Source organism: Streptomyces sp. NBC_01171 (assembly GCF_045039805.1).
GTDB lineage: Bacteria > Actinomycetota > Actinomycetes > Streptomycetales > Streptomycetaceae > Streptomyces.
In genome coordinates, this window is the sequence record NZ_CP108609.1 from 3,550,755 (window position 1) to 3,572,560 (window position 21,806).

Here is a 21,806-nt window from a genome sequence, read left to right on the forward strand (position 1 = left end):
GCCGGCCCCAGTGCACTCGGACCGTAAGGGTTCGGGGTGATGGGTGGCTGGTCGTTGTTTGAGAACTGCACAGTGGACGCGAGCATCTGTGGCCAAGTTTTTAAGGGCGCACGGTGGATGCCTTGGCACCAGGAACCGATGAAGGACGTGGGAGGCCACGATAGTCCCCGGGGAGCCGTCAACCAGGCTTTGATCCGGGGGTTTCCGAATGGGGAAACCCGGCAGTCGTCATGGGCTGTCACCCGCTGCTGAACACATAGGCAGTGTGGAGGGAACGAGGGGAAGTGAAACATCTCAGTACCCTCAGGAAGAGAAAACAACCGTGATTCCGGGAGTAGTGGCGAGCGAAACCGGATGAGGCCAAACCGTATACGTGTGAGACCCGGCAGGGGTTGCGTGTGCGGGGTTGTGGGATCTCTCTTCTGTCGTCTGCCGGCGACAGGACGAGTCAGAAACCGTTGATGTAGGCGAAGGACATGCGAAAGGTCCGGCGTAGAGGGTAAGACCCCCGTAGTCGAAACATCAGCGGCTCGTTTGAGAGACACCCAAGTAGCACGGGGCCCGAGAAATCCCGTGTGAATCTGGCGGGACCACCCGCTAAGCCTAAATATTCCCTGGTGACCGATAGCGGATAGTACCGTGAGGGAATGGTGAAAAGTACCGCGGGAGCGGAGTGAAATAGTACCTGAAACCGTGTGCCTACAAGCCGTGGGAGCGTCGCGCATTGAGTTTACTCAGTGCGTCGTGACTGCGTGCCTTTTGAAGAATGAGCCTGCGAGTTTGCGGTGTGTTGCGAGGTTAACCCGTGTGGGGAAGCCGTAGCGAAAGCGAGTCCGAATAGGGCGATTCAGTAGCGCGCTCAAGACCCGAAGCGGAGTGATCTAGCCATGGGCAGGTTGAAGCGGAGGTAAGACTTCGTGGAGGACCGAACCCACCAGGGTTGAAAACCTGGGGGATGACCTGTGGTTAGGGGTGAAAGGCCAATCAAACTCCGTGATAGCTGGTTCTCCCCGAAATGCATTTAGGTGCAGCGTCGTGTGTTTCTTGCCGGAGGTAGAGCACTGGATAGGCGATGGGCCCTACCGGGTTACTGACCTTAGCCAAACTCCGAATGCCGGTAAGTGAGAGCACGGCAGTGAGACTGTGGGGGATAAGCTCCATGGTCGAGAGGGAAACAGCCCAGAGCATCGACTAAGGCCCCTAAGCGTACGCTAAGTGGGAAAGGATGTGGAGTCGCAGAGACAACCAGGAGGTTGGCTTAGAAGCAGCCACCCTTGAAAGAGTGCGTAATAGCTCACTGGTCTAGTGATTCCGCGCCGACAATGTAGCGGGGCTCAAGCGTACCGCCGAAGTCGTGTCATTCATACAATAGGGCCAACGCCTGTATGGATGGGTAGGGGAGCGTCGTGTGCCGGGTGAAGCAGCCGCGGAAGCGAGTTGTGGACGGTTCACGAGTGAGAATGCAGGCATGAGTAGCGATACAAACGTGAGAAACGTTTGCGCCGATTGACTAAGGGTTCCTGGGTCAAGCTGATCTGCCCAGGGTAAGTCGGGACCTAAGGCGAGGCCGACAGGCGTAGTCGATGGATAACCGGTTGATATTCCGGTACCCGCTGTGAAGCGTCAAACATCGAGCATCGTGATGCTAAGGCCGTGAAGCCGTTCCGGACCCTTCGGGGAATGGAAAGTGGTGGAGCCGCCGGCCCAAGCGGTTAGTAGGTGAGTGATGGGGTGACGCAGGAAGGTAGTCCAGCCCAGGCGGTGGTTGTCCTGGGGTAAGGGTGTAGGACGCAAGGTAGGCAAATCCGCCTTGCACATAGTCTGAGACCTGATGCCGAGCCGATTGTGGTGAAGTGGATGATCCTATGCTGTCGAGAAAAGCCTCTAGCGAGTTTCATGGCGGCCCGTACCCTAAACCGACTCAGGTGGTCAGGTAGAGAATACCGAGGCGTTCGGGTGAACTATGGTTAAGGAACTCGGCAAAATGCCCCCGTAACTTCGGGAGAAGGGGGGCCATCACTGGTGATCCGTTTTACACGGTGAGCTGGGGGTGGCCGCAGAGACCAGCGAGAAGCGACTGTTTACTAAAAACACAGGTCCGTGCGAAGCCGTAAGGCGATGTATACGGACTGACGCCTGCCCGGTGCTGGAACGTTAAGGGGACCGGTTAGTCACAATTCGTTGTGGCGAAGCTGAGAACTTAAGCGCCAGTAAACGGCGGTGGTAACTATAACCATCCTAAGGTAGCGAAATTCCTTGTCGGGTAAGTTCCGACCTGCACGAATGGCGTAACGACTTCTCGACTGTCTCAACCATAGGCCCGGTGAAATTGCACTACGAGTAAAGATGCTCGTTTCGCGCAGCAGGACGGAAAGACCCCGGGACCTTTACTACAGTTTGATATTGGTGTTCGGTTCGGCTTGTGTAGGATAGCTGGGAGACTGTGAAGCATGCACGCCAGTGTGTGTGGAGTCGTCGTTGAAATACCAGTCTGGTCGTGCTGGATGTCTAACCTGGGTCCGTGATCCGGATCAGGGACAGTGTCTGATGGGTAGTTTAACTGGGGCGGTTGCCTCCTAAAGAGTAACGGAGGCGCCCAAAGGTTCCCTCAGCCTGGTTGGCAATCAGGTGTTGAGTGTAAGTGCACAAGGGAGCTTGACTGTGAGACCGACGGGTCGAGCAGGGACGAAAGTCGGGACTAGTGATCCGGCGGTGGCTTGTGGAAGCGCCGTCGCTCAACGGATAAAAGGTACCCCGGGGATAACAGGCTGATCTTCCCCAAGAGTCCATATCGACGGGATGGTTTGGCACCTCGATGTCGGCTCGTCGCATCCTGGGGCTGGAGTCGGTCCCAAGGGTTGGGCTGTTCGCCCATTAAAGCGGTACGCGAGCTGGGTTTAGAACGTCGTGAGACAGTTCGGTCCCTATCCGCTGTGCGCGTAGGAATATTGAGAAGGGCTGTCCCTAGTACGAGAGGACCGGGACGGACGAACCTCTGGTGTGCCAGTTGTCCTGCCAAGGGCATGGCTGGTTGGCTACGTTCGGGAGGGATAACCGCTGAAAGCATCTAAGCGGGAAGCCTGCTTCGAGATGAGTATTCCCACCTCCTTGAGAGGGTAAGGCTCCCAGTAGACGACTGGGTTGATAGGCCAGATATGGAAGCCTGGTAACGGGTGGAGTTGACTGGTACTAATAGGCCGAGGGCTTGTCCTCAGTTGCTCGCGTCCACTGTGTTGGTTCTGAAACCACGAACAGCCTCATGTGCCACACATGACGGTTTGAAAAGTTTCATAGTGTTTCGGTGGTCATAGCGTGAGGGAAACGCCCGGTTACATTCCGAACCCGGAAGCTAAGCCTCACAGCGCCGATGGTACTGCAGGGGGGACCCTGTGGGAGAGTAGGACGCCGCCGAACTAATTTTATGGGAAACCCCCGCACCTTTTGGTGCGGGGGTTTTCTGCGTTCCGGGCCTTTTTAAAAATCAGAATACGACCTCGGTCGTATTCACGGTTCCGCCCTTGCGGCCGGGGGCGTGCTGGCCGTTCCAGTACAGGTTGGTGTGCGCGATCACCAGTTCCGGGGCCGGGGCGCCGTACATGCTGAGATCCTCCGTGGTGTGGGCGTCGGCGACGAGAAGGGCGTCGTATCCGCGGACCAGGGCTCCCTGGAGTGTGGAACGGACGCAGAAGTCGGTCTGTGCACCTGTGACGACGAGCCGGCCCACTCGGTGCTCGGCCAGGACGGACTCCAGGTCGGTGTCCTCGAAGGAGTCGCGGTAGCTCTTGTGTACGAGGGGCTCGTCCTGCCGGCGCTGCAACTCGGGGACGAATTCCCAGCCGGTGCTGTCCCGCCACAGCTCGTCGTCGTTGTGCTGTACCCAGATCACCGGCACCTCCTCCGCACGGGCCTTGTCGATCAGCGTGTTGATGCGGGCGATGACGCCGTCACGGTCGTGATTGTCGGCAACCACGTCGTTCTGGACGTCGATGACGAGGAGGGCTGTGCGGTCACGGTCGGGGAGGGTTGTCATGGGCGTCACTGTACGGGCGTACTACCGTGGGACGCATGGCAGTTGTGGGTGGTCAGGGGTATGTGGTGCGGGCTGTGCGGGCGGAGGAGTGGGGGGAGGTGAAGCGATTGCGGCTCGATGCGCTGCGGGACCCTGTCGCTCATCTCGCGTTCCTGGAGACGTATGAGGTGGCTGCCGCCCGGCCGGACTCGTTCTGGAAGGAGCGGGCGGCTCAGGGGAGTGGGGTTCGGCAGTTCATCGCCGAGGCGCCCGGTGGGGAGTGGGCAGGGTCGGTGACCGTGCTGTTGGAGGAGGCCGGGTCCGAGGACTGGGCCGGGTATGCGGTCGAGCGGCGGCAGGGGCATGTCGTCGGGGTGTTCGTGCGGCCCGAGCACCGGGGGAACGGGCTGATCCAGGAGTTGCTGGACGCCGGTGTGGCGTGGGCCTGGGAGCAGGAGGCCGAGCGGGTGCGGCTGTTCGTGCACGCCGACAATCCGCGGGCCCAGGGCGCTTATCTGCGGGCCGGGTTCAAGCCGACCGGGCTCGTGGTGTCGTTCTCGAAGAACGAGGACGAGCGGGAGCTGGAGTTCGCGCTAGACCGGTAGGTCCTCGTGGGGCCAGCGGGCGCGGGCCTGTTCGCGGGAGCGGAGCAGGGCCAGCGTCGGCAGGCCCTCGGCGGGGCCGGTGGTGAGCAGCTCGGGGAGCTGGGGGAGCGGGGCGACCGCGGCCACGTCGTCCAGGATCAGGGTGAGTGGTGGGTCGAGCCGACCGGAGGATGACCGTTCGGCCATGCGCCGGCCGTGCTCGACCACGCTCGAGACGAGGGCCGTCAGCAGGGGCATCGCGCCCGGCCGCGTCCTGGGGTCCTCGATGGGTTCACCGACCACATACAGGGTGCCCCCTTCGTGGACGAAGGAATCCAGGGCGAGCGTGTCGGTCCGGTGGGGGGTGCAGGATTCCCGGATGTTGACCGTGAGGAGCGCGGACAGCGCCCGGCTGGTCAACTCCTGGGCGATGTCCCGGCGTTCCGGGTGCGAGGTGAGGGCCGCCTCCAGCTCGCCCGCGGAGCCGGGGGCCGCCTTGGGGTGGGTGCGCAGGGTGCGTACCGCGTCCTGGAGCTGGGTGCCCTGGGTCCAGCGGTGGACGTGGCGGACGGTGCGGCCGTCCAGTGCGGCGGCGTGCAGGAAGCTGCGCAGCAGGGTGGTGGCGGTGTCGGTGACGGCCTGGTCGATGCGGGCCGTGGGCCGGACCGGGGCGAGGAGTGCGGTGGCCCGGCTCAGCGCGGTGGGGCGGTCCTCGCAGCCGGCCGTGGGTGACCAGTGCAGGCGGGCCGGGGTGTCGCAGCGGTGGGTGGGATCGTAGAGGAGGACGGGCCCGAGCTTGGCCCGGGCGTCCTTGGTCTCCTGCCAGAGCGCCGGGTTCGAGGTGAGGATCAGCGCGGGGCCGGGGGCGTCCTGGAGGGCCGCGGTGGCGGAGGCGTGGCGGGTCTCGGGGGTGCCGTAGAGGAGGGGGCCCTGTGGGGCCGGAAGCTGTTCCACGACGGGTGGGGGCTGTTCCACGACCGGCTGGGGCTGCTCCATGACGACGGGCGCCGCGAAGACCGGCTGCTCGATCCGCGGCTCTGGCACCTTCTCCGCCGCGGGAGCCTCGGGCGGCCGCGCGAGCCTCCGTACCCGCCCCGCGCGCCAGCGGGCCACCGTGCCGAGGACGAAGACCGTCAGGACCAGCAGGATCAGGAACTGGCCGATGAACAGGCCCCAGAAGAGGCCCCAGCCGGGGAGCCGGTCCGCTGGGGTGCCCGCCCAGGCGCCGGCGATGTCGTGCGGCTGGGCGACGAGGTGGCGTATGGCCAGCGGGGTGCGGGTGAAGGCCAGCGGGGTCGGCCAGGTGCCCCGCGCGAAGAGGGCCGCGAGGCCGGTGGCCGTCCACACCAGGACCGTCATGCCGAGGAGGAAGGCGAGCAGGCCGACCAGCAGGCCGTCCGGAATCCCGCCGCCCTCGCCCGCGCGTCCGGCGTCCCGGCTGCCGCCCCGCTCGTCCGCTCGCACGTGCTCTCCCTACGCCACCGTCGACTCGGAGTCGCCCACGTGCTGTTCCACGAAGGCCGCGGCCCGCTGCTCGGCCTCCAGCTCGGCGGCGCGCAGGGCGTCGTCGGCCGCGAGGTCGTCGGAGGACTGGGTCATCGCCCGGTCGGTGAAGACCAGCGGGCGTTCCGTCTCCGTGATCAGGTGTTTGACCACCTGGACGTTGCCGTTGACGTCCCAGACCGCGATGCCGGGGGTGAGCGTCGGGATGATCTCCACGGCCCAGCGGGGCAGTCCGAGCACCCGGCCGGTCGCTCTGGCCTCGTCGGCCTTCTGGGCGTAGATCGTCCTGGTGGAGGCCATCTTGAGGATCGCGGCCGCCTCCTTCGCCGCCGCGCCGTCGACCACGTCGGAGAGGTGGTGGACGACGGCGACGAAGGACAGTCCGAGGCGCCGGCCGAACTTCAGCAGCCGCTGGAACAACTGGGCCACGAAAGGGCTGTTGATGATGTGCCAGGCTTCCTCGACCAGGAAGATGCGCTTCTTGCGGTCGGGCCGGATCCAGGTGTGCTCCAGCCACACGCCGACGATCGCCATCAGGATGGGCATGGCGATGGAGTTGCGGTCGATGTGCGAGAGGTCGAAGACGATCAGCGGGGCGTCCAGGTCGATGCCGACCGTGGTCGGGCCGTCGAACATGCCCCGCAGGTCGCCGTCGACCAGCCGGTCGATCACCAGGGCGACGTCCAGGCCCCAGGCGCGTACGTCGTCTATGGCCACGTTCATCGCCTCGGCGGACTCCGGCTCGGGGTGGCGGAGCTGCTCGACGATGTCCATGAGGACGGGCTGGCGGTCGACGATGGTCTCGTTGACGTAGGAGTGGGCGACCTTGAGGGCGAAGCCGGAGCGTTCGTCCAGGCCGTGGCCGAGCGCGACCTCGATGATCGTGCGGAGCAGCGCGAGCTGGCCCGTGGTGGTGATCGCCGGGTCGAGCGGGTTGAGCCGGATGCCGTGGTTGAGCGCGGCGGTCGGGTCGAGCCGGATGGGGGTTATCCCCAGCTCCTCCGCGATGAGGTTCCATTCGCCGACGCCGTCCTCGCCCTGGGCGTCCAGGACGACGACCTGGCGGTCCTTGAAGCGGAGCTGGCGCAGGACGTACGTCTTCTCCAGCGCCGACTTGCCGTTGCCGGACTCGCCGAGGACCAGCCAGTGCGGGGCCGGGAGCTGCTGGCCGTAGAGCTGGAAGGGGTCGTAGATGTAGCCCTTCCCGGAGTAGACCTCGCGGCCGATGATGACGCCGGAGTCGCCGAGGCCGGGGGCGGCCGTCGGCAGGTAGACCGCCTGGGCCTGCCCGGTGGAGGTGCGCACCGGGAGGCGGGTGGTCTCGACCTTCCCGAAGAGGAAGGACGTGAAGGCGTCGGTGAGGACGGACAGCGGATCTCGCATGGAGAGCCTCTACCTTCGGATGCCGGTGGCGAACGGGAGGGTGTTCACGAACGCGCGGTGGTGCTCGCGGTCGCACCACTCCAGCTTCAGGTACGACTTGCCCGCCGAGGCGCGGATCGTGCGCTTGTCGCGGTTGAGCGCCTCGGGGGAGCGGGAGGAGACGGTGATGTAGCCGACGAGGTTGACGCCTGCGGCTCCGCTGGCGAGGTCCTCGCCGCGCTGGTCGAGGCGGGAGTGGGCGGCCACGTCGCGCGGGTCGACGGTGCGGTTCATCTTGGCCGCGCGGGACGCCTCGGCCTCGTCGTTGGTCTTCTCCGTCAGCATGCGCTCGATGGCGACCTCGGTGGGTTCGAGGTCCATGGTGACGGCGACGGTGCGGATCACGTCCGGGGTGTGGACGAGGAGGGGGGCGAGGAAGTTGACGCCGACGGGGGTCATCGGCCACTCCTTCACCCAGGCGGTGGCGTGGCACCAGGGGGCGCGGGTGGTGGACTCGCGGGTCTTGGCCTGGAGGTAGGTGGGCTCCATGGCGTTCAGCTCGGCGGGCCAGGCGTTGCGCTGGGTCATGGCCTGGATGTGGTCGATGGGGTGGTCCGGGTCGTACATGGAGTGGATCAGGGAGGACAGGCGGCCCTGTCCGAGGGGCTGGCGGACCCGGATGTCGGCTTCCTGGAGGCGGGAGCAGATGTCGGTCAGTTCGCGGGCCATGACGATGGCGAGCCCGGCGTCGCGGTCGAGCTTGCGGCCGGCCTGGGGGCGGGCGGCGCGGGCCATGGCGTGGGCCTCGGCGGCCAGGTCGCGGCTGTAGTTCATGCAGGCGACGAGGTACGCGCGGTGCTGCTCGCTGCTGGTGGACACCATGGACTGGAGCTGGTCGTAGGACCGCTGGAGCCACTCGGGGGAGCGGCCGTCGCCGCGCAGGACGACGTCCTTGGCGTGGGCGTCGGGGTCGGCGGGGAGCGTGCGGGCGAGCATCTGGATGCGGGTGACGAAGCCGTCGCCGTTGGCCACGTGCTTGAGGAGGGTGCCGAAGCGGTCGACGAGGGCTTCCTGGTCCTCGGAGTCGCGCAGGCCGACGCCGGGGCCCTCGATCTCGATGGCGGCGGTGACGGTCTTGCGGTCGGCGTGCAGGAGTACGGCGATCTCGTCGGGGCCGAAGGGGGCGGCGAGCCAGTTGATGCGGCCGATGCCGGGGGGCGGGCCGATCTCGACCTCGCGGCCGTCGAGGCGGGTGCCCGATTCCATGACGGGGGAGCGGTAGACGGCCGTGCGCTTGACGGTGCGCTTGTAGGAGCGGTTGATCTCGAACCACTTGTAGAAGGTGCGGCGCTTGTACGGCACGTAGACCGCGGCGAGCGCGAGCATCGGGAAGCCGCTGAGGAGCGCGATGCGCAGGGGGAGGGCGGGTACGAGGAGGCCGCACATCATGCCGAGGAACGCGCCGGCGACGATCAGCGCGATCTCGCCGGACTCGCGGTTGCGGCCGATGATCGCGTTGGGCCGGGCGCGGCCGATGAGATACGTACGGCGGGGCGAGACCGGATGGGACAGGTGGGCCTCGGTCGTCAACGCCCTTCACCTCCAGAGCGGTTGGTGCTGCTGTTGCGGGTGTTGCCTGCGTGCGGGGTGTTGACCGGGCTGGGGGCGCGGGGCGCGGGGGCCGCGGCGGGGGCGTTCTGGGGGGTGCGGCCGCTGTGGGCGGCGACGCCGCCGGAGGCGGGGTTGGCGGGGCGGGGGGTGCTCGCGCCCTGTCCGCCGCCGCCCGCGTTGCTGTCGGCACGGGTGCTGTGGGTCTTGATGCCCTGGGCGACGAGGGTGGCGGGGGAGCTGATGACGGCGGCGGCCTTGCCCTCGGCGCCCTGCATGATGCGGTTGTTGCGGGAGCCGGCGATCTCGTCGCCGAAGCCGGGGACGAAGCGGTAGATCATCGCGCTGGCGAAGATGGCGAGCAGGATGATGGAGAGGCCGGAGACGACGGCGCCGAAGGCGTCGGGGCCGCTGTCGCCGGAGAGGGCGCCGGCGAGGCCGAGGACGATGACGATGACCGGTTTGATCATGATGACGGCGATCATGATGCCGGCCCAGCGGCGGACGTGGCCCCACAGGTTCTTGTCGACGAGGCCCGCGTAGACGACGGTGCCGAGGAGGGCGCCGACGTACAGCAGGGCGGCGCGGATGACGAGTTCGAGCCAGAGGACGCCTGCGGCGAGGATGCTGACCAGGGAGACGACGATCAGCATGATGGGGCCGCCGCCGATGTCGTCGCCCTTCTCCAGGGCGCCGGAGAAGGTGCCGAAGAACGTCTCTGCCTGGTCGCCGGTGGCTTTCGCCAGGACGTCGGTGACGCCGTCGGCGGCGGAGACGACGGTGTAGAGGATCAGGGGGGTGAAGGCGGAGGCCAGGACCGTGAGCCAGAGGAACCCGACGGCTTCGGAGATGGCGGTGGTGAGGGGGACGCCCCGCACCGCTCGCTTGGCCACGGCGAGGAGCCACAGGACGAGGGTGAGGATGGTGGAGGCGGCGAAGACGACGGCGTACTGCTGGAGGAACTTCGGGTTCGTGAAGTCGACGTTCGCCGTCTCCTTCACCGCGTCACTGAGCTTCCCGATCGTCCACGACGCGGCGTCCGCGCAACCCTTGGCGAGCGAGGAGAGGGGGTCGAGGGAGGAGGTCAGGGGGTTGTCGGTGGTGAGCCCTTTTCGAGAGCTGCCTCCGCCGCTGCTGTCCTTGTCGCAGAAGTCGCGCGCCGCGCCGTGGATCAGGTCGCAGGGGTCGTTGCTCTTCGTGGGCTTCGGGCTGGGTGCCGCGAAAGCGCGGGTGGCCGTGAGGACGGCCGCGACTTGGACGGCTCCGACGATGCCGGTCAAGGTGAGTACGCGGCGATCAGCGCGCATAGGTGAACCCTCCGTACTCCTCGACCGTCTTCGACATGTCGTCCGCGCTGGAAGCCTTGTCGTCACCGGGGACCGGTGCCGGTCCTTCCTTCTGGGAATGCGTGATGATCTTCCAGTCACCGGCTGCCCACTGGAGTTTCATCGTGATCGTGAACCAGCTATTGGTGACCGGGTTGGTGGACTTGGCTCCCGCCAGTCCCAGCAGCCCGCTGCACCAGACCGCGACCGTGGCGGTGTCGTCACCGGGCTCGGTCACCTTGGTGCCGATCGGACTCGTGCGCGAGACGAAGGTGGACCCCGCCGGGGCGGCGCCGTCCGAGCTCAGACCGAGGCTCTGATTGAAGGCGGACGTGTACGCCTCGTCCATCTCCGCCTTGGAACTCGCCACTCTGGACGGCGTCATGACGGTCTGGAGGACGGAGTCACGCTTGGCCTTGTTGAACATCTCCGCCGACCCCAGCGCCACCGCGTAGTTCGCCGCCGCGCTCTCCGCGCCCTGCTGGGTGTGCGGGAAGTGGGTGGGGATGCCGTTTTCGGTGGTGGGGACCGGGGTGGTGCCCGAGGGGGCTGTGGGGGCCGCTGCCGGGTGGTCGGGGCCCTTGGAGGGCTGGTTATTCGCGGGGGAGTTGTCGCGGTTGGCGAAGGCGATGGCTGCGATGAGGAGGACGACCACGCCGACGACCGTGATGAGGCTGCGGGAGGAGGAGCGGGGGGTGCGGCGGGGGGCGCCGCCGTAGGGGTCGCCGCCGGGCAGGTGGGTGCGGGTCTGCCCGGTGTCGGGGTAACCGTGCTCGCCTGAGGTGCTCATGCCGCGTCCGCCCTCTCCGCCTTGTGTTCATACGACGGTAGCCGGGCTGGTCCTCGCGCGGGCGCGGTGTGGTGACTGGACATCAGGGAAACGCAACCTCAAGCCTGGGCGTCAGACGGCCATGCCGTACACGATGGTGAACAGCGTGCCGAGGGAGCCGATGATGAAGACCCCGGTGAGGCCCGCGATGATGAGTCCCTTGCCCTGTTCCGCGCTGAAGGTGTCCCGCAGCGCGGTGGCGCCGATGCGCTGTTTGGCCGCGCCCCAGATGGCGATGCCGAGGCAGAGCAGGATGGCGACGGCCATCACGACCTCGATCATCACCTTCGCTTCGTTGCCCAGGCTGCCGAAAGGCCCCCAGTCCGGAGCGATCCCGCCGATGATGGTGTTGATGTCTCCCTTGTCGGCCGCAAAGAGCATGTAAGTCACCGCCCCTGGTGGGTAGTTGTGCCGCTCCTCTGCGGTGTGCAGAGGTCAGGTCCCATTGTCGCCGACAACGTCGCCGTCGTATGTCGACTTGGCGGCATTCACAGGCGGGTCTCGTACATTTGGCGCGTACGGTCACTCTGTGTATCACGGCAGGTCACGCCGGGCAATGACGCGAGAGCGAAACCTGTGGTGTGGTTCCGTCGTTGGGCTCTTTTACGGCCCTTCGGCCTCCCGCACGGTTTCTGACGGCCGGTCGGGTGAGACGTCGAGACGATGTTCTCACGCGGCGTCAGCGCGGTTTGAGCCCGTGCAGCAGCAGGTGTACGTGGGTGTCGAGACCGGCCATGGCCTCCTCGGCGTCCAGCGCGCAACCGGCGATGAGGGCGGCGAGGCCGTGCAGGCTGGCGGCGGCGACCAGGGTGATGCGCTCGGGGTCGCCCTGGACGATCTCACCGCGTTCCTGGGCACGGGCGAAGGTGCGGGTGAGGGCGCCGAGGGACTGGTCGACGGCGGTGGCGAGCAGGTCGGAGCTCTCGGGTTCGTGCTTGCGCGCGAACATCAGCTCCAGCAGCTCGGGGTTCTCGACGGCGAAGCCGAGGTAGGCGCGCGCGAGGGCGGTCATGCGCTGCTCGAAGTCCGCCTCGGGGTCGTCGGCGGTCGCGGCGGTGAGGGCCTGGTTCAGGCGCTGGTAGCCGGCGAGGGCGAGGGCGTCGAGGAGGGCCTGCTTGTCCTTGAAGTGGCGGCCGGGGGCGGCGTGGCTGACGCCGGTCGCGCGGGCCAGCTCGCGCAGGGAGAGGGCGGCGGCGCCCTTCTCGCGCAGGGTGCGCTCGGCGCTCTGGAGCAGGGCGGCGCGCAGGTCGCCGTGGTGGTACGGGCGGCTTGTGGGGATGCGCGGCATGGGGGTCATCGTATCCCGATGTTGTCGGCGCCAGCTTTGTTGGCGGTGGCTGCATTGTTGTCGTTGACATCATTGTTGGCGTTGCCTACATTGAGTTCATGGCCGAGACGAGCGAAGCGCGCGCTGCGCGCCAGTGGAATGTGGACCGTCTGCCCGATCTGAGCGGCCGTACGGCCGTGGTGACCGGTGCCAACAGCGGGATCGGCTTCATGGCCGCCGCCGCGCTGGCGCGGGCCGGGGCGCACGTGGTGTTCGCGGTGCGGGACCTGGCGCGCGGCGCCGCCGCGGCGGGGCGGGTGAGCGGCAGCACCGAGGTGCGCCGCCTGGACCTGGCGGACCTGGACTCGGTGCGCGAGTTCGCCGCCGGGTGGGACCGCCCGCTGGACCTGCTGGTCAACAACGCGGGCGTGATGATGCTGCCGGAGGGGCGGACCAGGCAGGGCTTCGAGACCCAGTTCGGCACCAACCACCTCGGGCACTTCGCCCTGACCAACCTGCTGCTGCCGCGGATCACCGACCGCGTGGTGACCGTCTCCTCCGGGCTGCACCGGGGCGGGGACGGCCGGATCAGCTTCGACGACGTCAATCTGCGCGGCCGCTACACCCCGACCCGCGCCTACGCCCAGTCCAAGCTGGCCAACCTCCTCTTCACCCTGGAGCTCCAGCGGCGCCTCACCGAGGCGGGGTCCCCGGTGCGCGCCCTCGCCGCCCACCCCGGGTACGCGGCGACCAACCTCCAGAGCCATGCCGCGAACCCGCTGGCCCGCCTCTTCATGAGCGTCGGCAACAAGGTGTTCGCCCAGGACGACAAGGGCGGGTCCCTGCCCACCCTGTACGCGGCCACCGAGGACCTGCCCGGCGCGTCCTACGTCGGCCCCGGCGGCCTCGGCGAGATGCGCGGCGCCCCCGCGCTGGTCGGCCGGAGCGCGGCGGCGAGCGACCCGGACGCGGCCCGGCGGCTGTGGACGCTCTCCGAGGAGCTGACCGGCGTCACCTGGGGGCTCGCGGCGCCCACGACCGGGGGTGTTGACAGCGTGTAATCGCAGGACCGGCGGAGTGTGACCGGCGTGAGTACGCTGGACGGCACTCCGGCCGGTGGCGGCTACGTACGAGGAGCGGTTCACAGGAAAATCTCAGCGACGGCCGGGCAGGTTTCTCACCCTGGGGGGACAGAGTGAGGACTGATGAAGCGCAGCGCACGCAACCCGGTCACCTCGCGGCCCGCTCTGCTCGGCGCGGTGGTGATGCTCGCCCTCACCTCGGCCTCCGTCGCGGCCGCCGACGACGGGCGCGGCCCGCTCGAGGTGACCGTCACCGCGCCCGCCGACGCGCGGACCGCCCGGGTGGGCGCGCTGTTCGGCGCGGACACCACGGGCCGGCCGGAGCGCGGCCACTTCTGCACCGCCTCGGTGGTGCACAGCCCCGCGCACGATCTGCTCGTCACCGCCGCGCACTGCATCACCCACGCCGACGGCGAGCTGTTCTTCGCGCCGGGCTACCGGGACGGCCGGGCGCCGTACGGGATGTGGCCGGTGGGGGAGTGGGTTCTGCCGGTGGGGTGGACGGCGGACAAGGACGAGAACAGCGACGTGGCCTTCGCGCACGTTGATGAGGTGGACGGCAGACGGGTGGAGGACGTGGTCGGCGGGAACCGGTTCACGGCCGGGACCGCGGTGGGCGCGAGTGCCGTCACCCTCTTCGGTCTCCCGGACGCCCGCGAGACGCCGGTGATGTGCACCGACCGGCCGGTGGCGCGCGGCCTGACCCAGCAGCGGGTGCACTGCCCCGGCTTCACCGGCGGGACCAGTGGGAGCCCGTGGCTGAACGGGTCCGGGCAGGTGGTCGGGGTGCTCGGCGGGCATCAGCGGGGCGGGTCGACGGCGGACGTCTCCTACAGCGTGGTGCTGGGGCGCGCGGCGGCCGCGCTGTACCGGACGGCGACCGGGAGCTGACAGGGCGTCGGACCGGTCGCGGATAGGCCGAATTGTTGGCCTGCTGGGCGGCCACGGGGGGAAAGCGGCCTTGAACCGGCCCTTTATGGGGGAGGGTTGACCCGTGCGCAAAGTATGGGTGGCCGGGGGCGCCGCGATCGGGCTCGGCCTGAGCTTCGTGATGCTGCTCGTCGTCGGGGTGTACGTCGTCGCGGGGAACCTCGCGGGCGGGGCCGCCGCCGGCGGGGTCGGGCTGGCCAAGGGCGCCGTCCCGGCGGCGTACCAGACGCTCGTGCAGAAGTGGGGCAACCTGTGCCCCGCCATCAACCCGGCACTGCTGGCTGCCCAGTTGTACCAGGAGAGCGGGTTCAACCCCGGTGCGCGCAGCCCCGCGAAGGCGCAGGGGATAGCGCAGTTCATCCCCGGCACCTGGGCCACCCACGGCGTGGACGGGGACGGCGACGGCGACCGGGACGTGTGGGACCCGGACGACGCGATCCCCTCGGCGGCCTCCTACGACTGCGAACTGGCCAAGTACGTCAAGGACGTTCCCGGTGACGTCTCGGCCAACATGCTCGCCGCCTACAACGCGGGCGCGTACGCGGTCATCCGGTACGGGGGCGTGCCGCCGTACCGGGAGACCCGGAACTACGTGAAGACCATCACGACGCTGGCGAAGAGCTTCGCCGCGCCCGTCGCCCGGGTCGACCCCTCCCGGCAGGCCGCCGGGGCCATCGCCTACGCGCAGAGCAAGCTCGGCACCCCGTATCTGTGGGGCGGCACCGGTACGGCCGCGCAGAGCGGGCGGTTCGACTGCTCGGGGCTGACCCAGGCGTCGTACGACAGTGTCGGGATCAAGCTGCCGCGCGTGGCGAACGACCAGTACAACGCGGGTCCGCATCCCGCGCGGAACGAACTGCTCCCCGGCGACCTGGTGTTCTTCTCGCACGACCCCACCGACTCGCGGGCCATCCACCACGTGGGCATCTACGTGGGCGGCGGTTACATGATCGACGCTCCGCGCACGGGTGCGGTGATCCGGTTCGACCCGATCGACGGCGGCGATTACTTCGGTGCCACCCGGGTCACCGAGGATGGCGCGAAAGCGCTCCCGACGCATGTGTAGCGGAGCGTCAACCCACCCCCTGAGCTGCGGGTACGGGTATCTCTTCGATAACGTCTGAGTGATCATTCGGTGGAGGGTGGAACGTATGCACAGAGGGTGTGCGTTCCTGTTCACGTAGCCGAGCAGACGTCAGTGCGCCAGTGCAACGGAAGCGGATCTACGACCCACGGGGGGTTGGCGCGACGCACACTGGGTGCGTCCGGTAAGACGACGAAGGGGCCGCAGCACCATGGCTGTACTCGCCGAATCCGGATCGAACCCCGACGTCGAGCTGCTCTACGACATCAACGGCCTGGCGAAGGCCGCCCCGCACTGGTTCGACCGGGTCATGGAGTTCGTCGGCGAGTACGGGCTGCCGGTGGCCATGGTCCTGCTGGTCCTCGGCTGCTGGCTGTTCGTCAGGCGCAGGGGCGGCCCGGACGCGGTGCCCTCGGTGGCCGCACTGGTCTGGGCACCGCTCGCGGCGGCCGTCGCCGTGCTGGTGAACGTGCCCATCCGGGGCTTCGTGGAGCGGCCCCGCCCCTTCATGGACCACCAGGGACTCGACGTCCTGATCGCCGGCAAGAGCGACTACTCCTTCGTGAGCGACCACGCGACGATCACCATGGCGATCGGGGTGGGCCTCTTCGTCGCCAACCGCCGCTTCGGCATCGCCGGTATCGCGCTCGCCCTGCTGGAGGGCTTCTGCCGGGTCTTCATGGGCGTGCACTACCCGACCGACGTCATCGGCGGCTTCGCCCTCGGTACGGCCGTCGCGCTGCTGCTCTCCCCGCCCGCGACGGCGCTGCTCACGCCGCTGGTGCGGGCCATCGCCCGCTCCCCGCGCGCGGGACGGCTGGTGAGCGCCCCTCCGGCGGGCGGTGGGCGCGGGGACGCGCTGTTCTCCGGCGGACGCGAAACGGCCGGGTCGGGGGAGAAGGACCTGGCCGCGTAGGCGGTTCCGAGTATCTGGCGAGAAGGCCGCGGCACATGGTTGCCGCGGCCTTCCCGCGTTTCACAGCCCCTGCGCGTACCCGAAGAACCGGTCCGGGTCGTACCGCTTCTTCACCTCGGCGAGCCGGGCGCCCGCGCTGCCGTAGTAGGCGCGGCGCCAGTCGGTCAGGGCGGCGTCGGTGTAGTTCTGGTAGGCGGCGCCCGAGGCGTGGGGACGCATCGCGGTGTGGGTGGCGTCCAGCCAGGAGCGGGCGGCCGAGCCGGAGGCGCCCGCGTCCCAGGAGGCGAGGTACTGGGCCAGCATCCGGGAGCGGCGGTGCACGAAGGCGGTCGCGGTGGGGGAGACGCGGTTGACGGCGCCGCCCAGTGCGGTGAGCGCCACACTGCCCGCGCCGCCGGACATGGCGCCGACCCGCTTCAGCAACGTCTCGACGCCGGCCGAGGACAGGGAGCGGTCGAAGAAGTCGGAGCGGGCCGCGTAGGTCTCGCGGTGCAGGGCGCCGCGCGGGGAGCGGCCCGGGGTGGTGCCGGGCAGGTGGCACTGGGCGTCGGTGGCGAAGGCGGAGCAGCCGGCGTATATCTCCATCGCCTCCTCGTAGCCGTGGCGGCGCAGGGAGACGGCGGAGGCGTCGGCGCCCGCGCGGTGGGCGAGGCGGTCGACCGCGTTCTCCAGGTCGCTCCGGGAGCCCATGGAGAAGCAGGAGACGGAGACGGTCGGGGTGCGGCCTCCTGCGCGCTCCAGGTGCAGGGCGGACCAGATCTCGTCCGGCTGGGCGGGCCCCCACTCCTGCCATGCCTTCAGCACCGCCGCCGCCTTGGCCCACGGCCAGCGCAGGGAGGCGGTCACGGCCTGCGGGGCGGGGTGGGTGGTGAATCGCAGCTCGGTGACGACGCCGAAGTTGCCGTTGCCCGCGCCGCGCAGCGCCCAGAACAGGTCCGCGTTCTCGTGGGCGTTGGCGGTGCGGGTGCGGCCGTCCGCCGTGACCAGGGTGGCCTGGGTGAGGCTGTCGCAGGTGAGGCCGTAGGCGCGGGAGGCGACACCGTGGCCGCCGCCGAGCACCAGGCCGGATATCCCGACCGTCGGGCAGGAACCGGCCGGTATGGTCGCGCCCTTGGCGGCCAGCGTCCGGTACACGTCGATCAGCTTGGCCCCCGCGCCCACAACGGCGTGCCCGCCCGAGGCGCCGACCCGGTTCAGCGCGGACACGTCGACGATCAGGCGGCCGTCGCCGGAGGAGTAACCGGCGTAGGAGTGGCCGCCGTTGCGGATCGCCACCTTGATCCGGCGGGCACGGGCGTACGCCAGCAGGGTGCGGATGTCGGCCGCGTGGGCCGCGTAGGCGACGGCGGCCGGACGCAGGGTGTCGAAGCGGGTGTTGTAGAGGCGGCGGGCCGGGGTCCAGGAGGCGTCGCCGGGGCGGACCAGGGTGCCGTCGAGGTCGCGGGCGAGCGCGGTCCAGTCGGCGGCGGCCTTCACGGACGCCGTTGTCATGGTGGTGGAGACCCCCGCAAGGGAGGCACTGGACCCGGACGGCCCCGGCCGGGCCGAGGCGCCGCCGCCTGGTGCGCAGGCGGTGAGCGCGGTGAGGGCGGTGGCACCGCCCGTGAGAAACGTCCGCCGGTCCATGTCGCTCGCCGTCCCCTCGCCTTGCGGTGACCCTTCGGGGAGCCAGACGGTGCGTGGGGGGCCGGGGTTCCGGGCAAGGGCGAGAACGCGTCAGATACCGGCGGGCGCCGGGACCTCCGCGTGTCCTGGCCGTAAGCGTTCCGTCACCTCACCAGGCCGACGGCAGGGGTTCACCCCTCGTTCACTTCGGGCCATCGGCGGCTTCACCTGTTCTGCCTAATTTCGGCCGTAGCCGGTACGGAGTGCGGACAGGATGCACTCGCGTACCACCCAACGTCGCACGCCGCCCCTAGCGGCGGCTCCTGGAAGGAACTTCCGAACGTGAAGCTTCAGCGCAAGAACCGGCTGCGCGCCCTCTCGCTCGGTGCGGTCGCCGTCTCCGGTGCCCTGGCCCTGACGGCGTGCGGCTCCGACGACGCGGGCACCAAGCCGGGCGGTTCGTCGTCGTCGGCCGCCGCCGGTTCGATCAAGTGCGACGGCGCGAAGGGACAGCTTCTGGCCGACGGTTCCTCGGCGCAGAAGAACGCGATCGACGCGTGGGTGAAGAACTTCTCCCAGGCGTGCGGTGTGCAGATCAACTACAAGGGCGCCGGCTCGGGTGCGGGTGTCACGTCGTTCAACCAGGGCCAGATCGCCTTCGCCGGCTCCGACTCCGCGCTGAAGCCGGAAGAGGTCGTCGCCTCCAAGAAGGTCTGCAAGGGCGGCCAGGGCATCGACCTGCCGATGGTGGGCGGCCCGATCGCGCTCGGCTACAACGTGCCCGGCGTCGACAACCTGGTGCTGGACGCCCCGACGCTCGCCAAAATCTTCGACAGCAAGATCCAGAAGTGGAACGACGCCGCGATCAAGAAGCTGAACCCCTCGGCGAAGCTGCCCGACCTGAAGATCCAGGCGTTCCACCGCTCCGAGGACTCCGGCACCACGGACAACTTCACCAAGTACCTGATCGCCACCACCCCGGACAACTGGAAGTACGAGGGCGGCAAGGCGTGGCAGGCCAAGGGCGGCCAGGCGGCCTCCGGGTCGGCCGGTGTGGCCCAGGGCGTCAAGCAGAACCAGGGCGCGATCGGCTACTTCGAGCTGTCCTACGCCAAGGACATGACCACCGTGGCCATCGCCACCGGTGCGAAGACCCCGGTGAAGCCCTCCACCGACTCCGCCACCGCCGACATCGCGGCCGCCAAGGTCGTCGGCACCGGCCAGGACCTCGCGCTGAAGCTGGACTACAACACCAAGGCCGAGGGCGCCTACCCGCTCACCCTGGTCACGTACGAGATCGTCTGCGACAAGGGCAACAAGCCGGAGACGCTGCCCGCGACCAAGGCGTTCCTGACCTACCTCGCCAGCGAGGACGGCCAGAAGGTGCTGGCGCAGAACGACTACGCGCCCATCCCCGAAGAGATCATCACCAAGGTCCGCAGCACCGTCGCCGGCCTGAGCTGACCTGATTCCGAGTGTGCGCACCGGCCCCGCTCCCCGGGGCCGGGCGCACCGTCCGGTGCACCGCCGCCCGGAGCCGTACCCCGCGTACGGCTCCTGCGAGCCGCCCCGCGCGGCTCAGCAGACCGGAGAACCCGATGGACATATCGACGACAACCGACGTACCCCCCTCCGCCCCGCGGCCCGACGCCGACGAGCGGCGGACCGCCCGGGGCGTGACCCGCCCCGGCGACCGGATCTTCCTGGCCCTCTCGCGCGGCTCGGGCATCCTGCTGCTGGTGATCATGGCCGCCATCGCGGTCTTCCTCACCTACCGGGCGTGCCTGGCGATCAGCGCCGACGACGGCAACTTCCTCACCACCTTCGAGTGGAACACCAACACCGACCCGCCGGTCTTCGGCATCGCGGTGCTGGCGTTTGGCACGGTCGTCTCCTCGATCGTCGCCATGGGGTTGGCCCTGCCGGTCGCGGTGGCCATCGCGCTGTTCCTCACGCACTACGCCCCGCGCCGGCTGAGCGGCCCGATCGCCTATGTGATCGACCTGCTCGCCGCCGTGCCCTCGATCGTCTACGGCCTGTGGGGCGCCCTGATCCTCGTCCCGCACATGCAGGGCCTGTACAGCTGGCTGGACCAGTACCTCGGCTGGACCGGGATCTTCGCCTGGAACGGCGGCGCCCCGCGCGCGATGCTCACCGTCGGCATCCTGCTGGCGATCATGATCCTGCCGATCATCACCAACGTGAGTCGCGAGGTCTTCCGCCAGGTGCCCCGGATGCACGAGGAGGCCGCGCTGGCCCTCGGCGCCACCCGCTGGGAGGTCGTCCGCATGGCGGTGCTGCCCTTCGGGCGCTCCGGTGTGATCTCGGCCGCGATGCTCGGCCTCGGCCGCGCGCTCGGCGAGACCATGGCGGTGGCCACCGTGCTCTCCCCGAGCTACGAGATCCAGGCCAGCCTGCTCGACCCCGGCGGCGGCACCTTCGCCCAGAACATCGCCTCCAAGTTCGGTGAGGCGTCCGTGCAGGGCCGGGACGCGCTGATCGCCTCCGGTCTGGTCCTGTTCGTCATCACCCTGCTGGTCAACGGCGCGGCCCGCGCGATCATCGCCCGCCGCAAGGAGTACTCGGGGGCCAACGCATGAGCACCGCACTGAATCCCCGTGACGGCGCCGGTGTGCGGCGCGGCGCCGGGCTGCCGAAGTGGTCCCTGTGGGCCGTCGCGGCCGGGTCCGTGGCCTTGGCCGTGGGCATCGGGCTGGTGGCCGGACTGCACAGCCACATCCAGTGGGGCCTGATCGCCGCGCTGCTGTTCGTCCTCGGCACCTACGCGGTCGCCGCCCGTGCGGAGGGCCGCCGCCAGGCCAAGGACCGGGTCGCCACCGCGCTGGTCTGGGTGGCGTTCCTGCTGGCCGTCGTCCCGCTGGTGTCGCTGGTCTGGACGACCGTCTCGCGGGGGGTGAAGGTCCTCGACGGCTACTTCCTCAGCCACTCCATGGGCCTGGTCGCCGACTCCGAGCCCGGCGGCGGCATCTACCACGCGATCCTCGGCAGCCTGGAGCAGGTGGGTCTCGCCACCGCGATCGGCGCCCCGATCGGTGTGCTCACCGCGATCTACCTGGTGGAGTACGGCCGGGGCCGGCTCGCCCTGGCCGTGACCTTCTTCGTCGACGTGATGACGGGCATCCCGTCCATCGTCGCGGGCCTGTTCATCCTCAGCCTGATGCTCATCCTCGACCTCCAGCCCTTCGGGTTCGCCGGTTCGCTGGCCCTGGCGATCCTGATGATGCCGGTGGTGGTGCGCTCCACCGAGGAGATGCTGAAGCTGGTCCCGAACGAACTGCGCGAGGCGTCCCTGGCGCTCGGCATCCCGAAGTGGCGGACCATCCTCAAGGTGGTCCTGCCGACCTCGCTCGGCGGCATCACGACCGGCGTCATGCTGGCCGTCGCCCGGATCGCGGGCGAGACCGCCCCGGTGCTGCTGCTGGTGTTCGGCAACCCCTTCATCAACGCCAACCCCTTCGAGGGCGCCCAGGCGTCGCTGCCGCTGTACATCTACCAGCAGTACGCGCAGAGCGCGGGCGCGGGCGCGGCCTACGACCGTGCCTGGGCCGCTTCGCTGACGCTGATCGCGTTCGTGATGATCCTCAACCTGGGGGCCCGCGGCATCGCCCGGTGGAAGGCCCCCAAGACCGGTCGCTGAAGCATCAATGTGCGGCTACCGCCGCGTGGGGCCCCAGCAGTGAA

General features: G+C 68.8%; 17 protein-coding genes and 2 rRNA genes. 10 read left to right on the forward strand and 9 right to left on the reverse strand.

Annotation, left to right across the window (positions count from 1 at the left end; translation table 11 throughout):
- The first annotated feature begins 90 nt into the window (after positions 1–90).
- Positions 91–3,213, forward strand: a 23S ribosomal RNA gene (locus OG448_RS16410).
- A gap of 84 nt (positions 3,214–3,297) precedes the next feature.
- A 5S ribosomal RNA gene (rrf, locus tag OG448_RS16415) occupies positions 3,298–3,414 on the forward strand.
- 67 nt (positions 3,415–3,481) lie between these two features.
- On the opposite strand, the gene OG448_RS16420 is transcribed toward rrf, so the two are convergent.
- Positions 3,482–4,030, reverse strand: a complete 549-nt coding sequence (locus OG448_RS16420) for a cysteine hydrolase family protein (RefSeq protein ID WP_405554628.1) — start codon at positions 4,028–4,030, stop codon at positions 3,482–3,484.
- A 35-nt stretch (positions 4,031–4,065) separates the two neighbouring features.
- On the opposite strand from OG448_RS16420, the gene OG448_RS16425 reads away from it, so the two are divergent.
- A complete protein-coding gene (locus tag OG448_RS16425; RefSeq protein ID WP_405554630.1) occupies positions 4,066–4,614 on the forward strand; it encodes a GNAT family N-acetyltransferase in 549 nt (182 codons plus the stop codon).
- Here OG448_RS16425 and OG448_RS16430 read toward each other — a convergent pair.
- From OG448_RS16430 to OG448_RS16460, 7 genes are all read right to left on the reverse strand, one after another.
- Positions 4,603–6,057: a type VI secretion protein gene (locus tag OG448_RS16430; RefSeq protein WP_405554632.1), complete on the reverse strand. Its 1,455-nt coding sequence runs from the start codon at positions 6,055–6,057 to the stop codon at positions 4,603–4,605. The genes OG448_RS16425 and OG448_RS16430 overlap by 12 nt on opposite strands.
- A 9-nt stretch (positions 6,058–6,066) precedes the next feature.
- Positions 6,067–7,479 carry an ATP-binding protein gene (locus OG448_RS16435; protein WP_391299521.1) on the reverse strand — a complete coding sequence of 471 codons (1,413 nt, stop codon included), beginning with the start codon at positions 7,477–7,479 and terminating at the stop codon, positions 6,067–6,069.
- A 9-nt stretch (positions 7,480–7,488) separates the two neighbouring features.
- Positions 7,489–9,048 carry an SCO6880 family protein gene (locus OG448_RS16440; protein ID WP_405554634.1) on the reverse strand — a complete coding sequence of 520 codons (1,560 nt, stop codon included), beginning with the start codon at positions 9,046–9,048 and terminating at the stop codon, positions 7,489–7,491.
- Positions 9,045–10,373, reverse strand: coding sequence for a hypothetical protein (locus OG448_RS16445; RefSeq protein ID WP_405554636.1), 1,329 nt, complete (start codon positions 10,371–10,373; stop codon positions 9,045–9,047). Before OG448_RS16445 ends, OG448_RS16440 begins: the two co-directional genes overlap by 4 nt.
- On the reverse strand, positions 10,363–11,181 hold the full coding sequence (locus OG448_RS16450; RefSeq protein WP_405554638.1) for a hypothetical protein: 819 nt from the start codon (positions 11,179–11,181) through the stop codon (positions 10,363–10,365). Before OG448_RS16450 ends, OG448_RS16445 begins: the two co-directional genes overlap by 11 nt.
- 111 nt (positions 11,182–11,292) lie before the next feature.
- Entirely contained in the window at positions 11,293–11,601 is a 309-nt protein-coding gene (locus OG448_RS16455; RefSeq protein WP_003991275.1) for a hypothetical protein, read from the reverse strand.
- Positions 11,602–11,899: 298 nt separating this feature from the next.
- Entirely contained in the window at positions 11,900–12,508 is a 609-nt protein-coding gene (locus tag OG448_RS16460) for a TetR/AcrR family transcriptional regulator (protein WP_405554640.1), read from the reverse strand.
- A gap of 98 nt (positions 12,509–12,606) precedes the next feature.
- Here OG448_RS16460 and OG448_RS16465 point away from each other — a divergent pair, with 98 nt between their 5' ends.
- From OG448_RS16465 to OG448_RS16480, 4 genes are all read left to right on the forward strand, one after another.
- Positions 12,607–13,548 carry an oxidoreductase gene (locus tag OG448_RS16465; RefSeq protein WP_405554642.1) on the forward strand — a complete coding sequence of 314 codons (942 nt, stop codon included), beginning with the start codon at positions 12,607–12,609 and terminating at the stop codon, positions 13,546–13,548.
- A gap of 144 nt (positions 13,549–13,692) precedes the next feature.
- Positions 13,693–14,460: a trypsin-like serine peptidase gene (locus OG448_RS16470; RefSeq protein ID WP_405554644.1), complete on the forward strand. Its 768-nt coding sequence runs from the start codon at positions 13,693–13,695 to the stop codon at positions 14,458–14,460.
- Positions 14,461–14,620: 160 nt separating this feature from the next.
- Positions 14,621–15,565 (forward strand): NlpC/P60 family protein, encoded by a 945-nt coding sequence (locus OG448_RS16475; RefSeq protein WP_405558825.1) that lies wholly within the window; start codon positions 14,621–14,623, stop codon positions 15,563–15,565.
- Positions 15,566–15,794: 229 nt separating this feature from the next.
- On the forward strand, positions 15,795–16,499 hold the full coding sequence (locus OG448_RS16480; RefSeq protein ID WP_405554646.1) for a phosphatase PAP2 family protein: 705 nt from the start codon (positions 15,795–15,797) through the stop codon (positions 16,497–16,499).
- A gap of 60 nt (positions 16,500–16,559) precedes the next feature.
- On the opposite strand, the gene OG448_RS16485 is transcribed toward OG448_RS16480, so the two are convergent.
- Positions 16,560–18,125, reverse strand: a complete 1,566-nt coding sequence (locus tag OG448_RS16485; RefSeq protein WP_405554648.1) for an FAD-binding oxidoreductase — start codon at positions 18,123–18,125, stop codon at positions 16,560–16,562.
- Between the two features lie 321 nt (positions 18,126–18,446).
- Here OG448_RS16485 and pstS point away from each other — a divergent pair, with 321 nt between their 5' ends.
- The 3 genes from pstS (at position 18,447) to pstA (ending at position 21,762) form a co-directional block, all read left to right on the forward strand.
- On the forward strand, positions 18,447–19,568 hold the full coding sequence (gene pstS / locus OG448_RS16490) for a phosphate ABC transporter substrate-binding protein PstS (RefSeq protein ID WP_405554650.1): 1,122 nt from the start codon (positions 18,447–18,449) through the stop codon (positions 19,566–19,568).
- A gap of 134 nt (positions 19,569–19,702) precedes the next feature.
- Positions 19,703–20,704, forward strand: a complete 1,002-nt coding sequence (gene pstC, locus OG448_RS16495) for a phosphate ABC transporter permease subunit PstC (RefSeq protein ID WP_405554652.1) — start codon at positions 19,703–19,705, stop codon at positions 20,702–20,704.
- Positions 20,701–21,762, forward strand: coding sequence for a phosphate ABC transporter permease PstA (gene pstA, locus OG448_RS16500; RefSeq protein ID WP_405554654.1), 1,062 nt, complete (start codon positions 20,701–20,703; stop codon positions 21,760–21,762). Before pstC ends, pstA begins: the two co-directional genes overlap by 4 nt.
- Positions 21,763–21,806: the final 44 nt, after the last annotated feature.

Bases quoted from the DNA above. Each gene is read 5' to 3' on its own strand.
- OG448_RS16420 (WP_405554628.1), bottom strand. From the start codon at position 4,030: ATGACAACCCTCCCCGACCGTGACCGCACAGCCCTCCTCGTCATCGAC.
- OG448_RS16425 (WP_405554630.1), top strand. From the start codon at position 4,066: ATGGCAGTTGTGGGTGGTCAGGGGTATGTGGTGCGGGCTGTGCGGGCG.
- OG448_RS16435 (WP_391299521.1), bottom strand. From the start codon at position 7,479: ATGCGAGATCCGCTGTCCGTCCTCACCGACGCCTTCACGTCCTTCCTC.
- OG448_RS16445 (WP_405554636.1), bottom strand. From the start codon at position 10,373: ATGCGCGCTGATCGCCGCGTACTCACCTTGACCGGCATCGTCGGAGCC.
- OG448_RS16450 (WP_405554638.1), bottom strand. From the start codon at position 11,181: ATGAGCACCTCAGGCGAGCACGGTTACCCCGACACCGGGCAGACCCGC.
- OG448_RS16455 (WP_003991275.1), bottom strand. From the start codon at position 11,601: ATGCTCTTTGCGGCCGACAAGGGAGACATCAACACCATCATCGGCGGG.
- OG448_RS16460 (WP_405554640.1), bottom strand. From the start codon at position 12,508: ATGCCGCGCATCCCCACAAGCCGCCCGTACCACCACGGCGACCTGCGC.
- OG448_RS16465 (WP_405554642.1), top strand. From the start codon at position 12,607: ATGGCCGAGACGAGCGAAGCGCGCGCTGCGCGCCAGTGGAATGTGGAC.
- OG448_RS16470 (WP_405554644.1), top strand. From the start codon at position 13,693: ATGAAGCGCAGCGCACGCAACCCGGTCACCTCGCGGCCCGCTCTGCTC.
- OG448_RS16475 (WP_405558825.1), top strand. From the start codon at position 14,621: ATGCTGCTCGTCGTCGGGGTGTACGTCGTCGCGGGGAACCTCGCGGGC.
- OG448_RS16480 (WP_405554646.1), top strand. From the start codon at position 15,795: ATGGCTGTACTCGCCGAATCCGGATCGAACCCCGACGTCGAGCTGCTC.
- OG448_RS16485 (WP_405554648.1), bottom strand. From the start codon at position 18,125: ATGGACCGGCGGACGTTTCTCACGGGCGGTGCCACCGCCCTCACCGCG.
- pstC (WP_405554652.1), top strand. From the start codon at position 19,703: ATGGACATATCGACGACAACCGACGTACCCCCCTCCGCCCCGCGGCCC.
- pstA (WP_405554654.1), top strand. From the start codon at position 20,701: ATGAGCACCGCACTGAATCCCCGTGACGGCGCCGGTGTGCGGCGCGGC.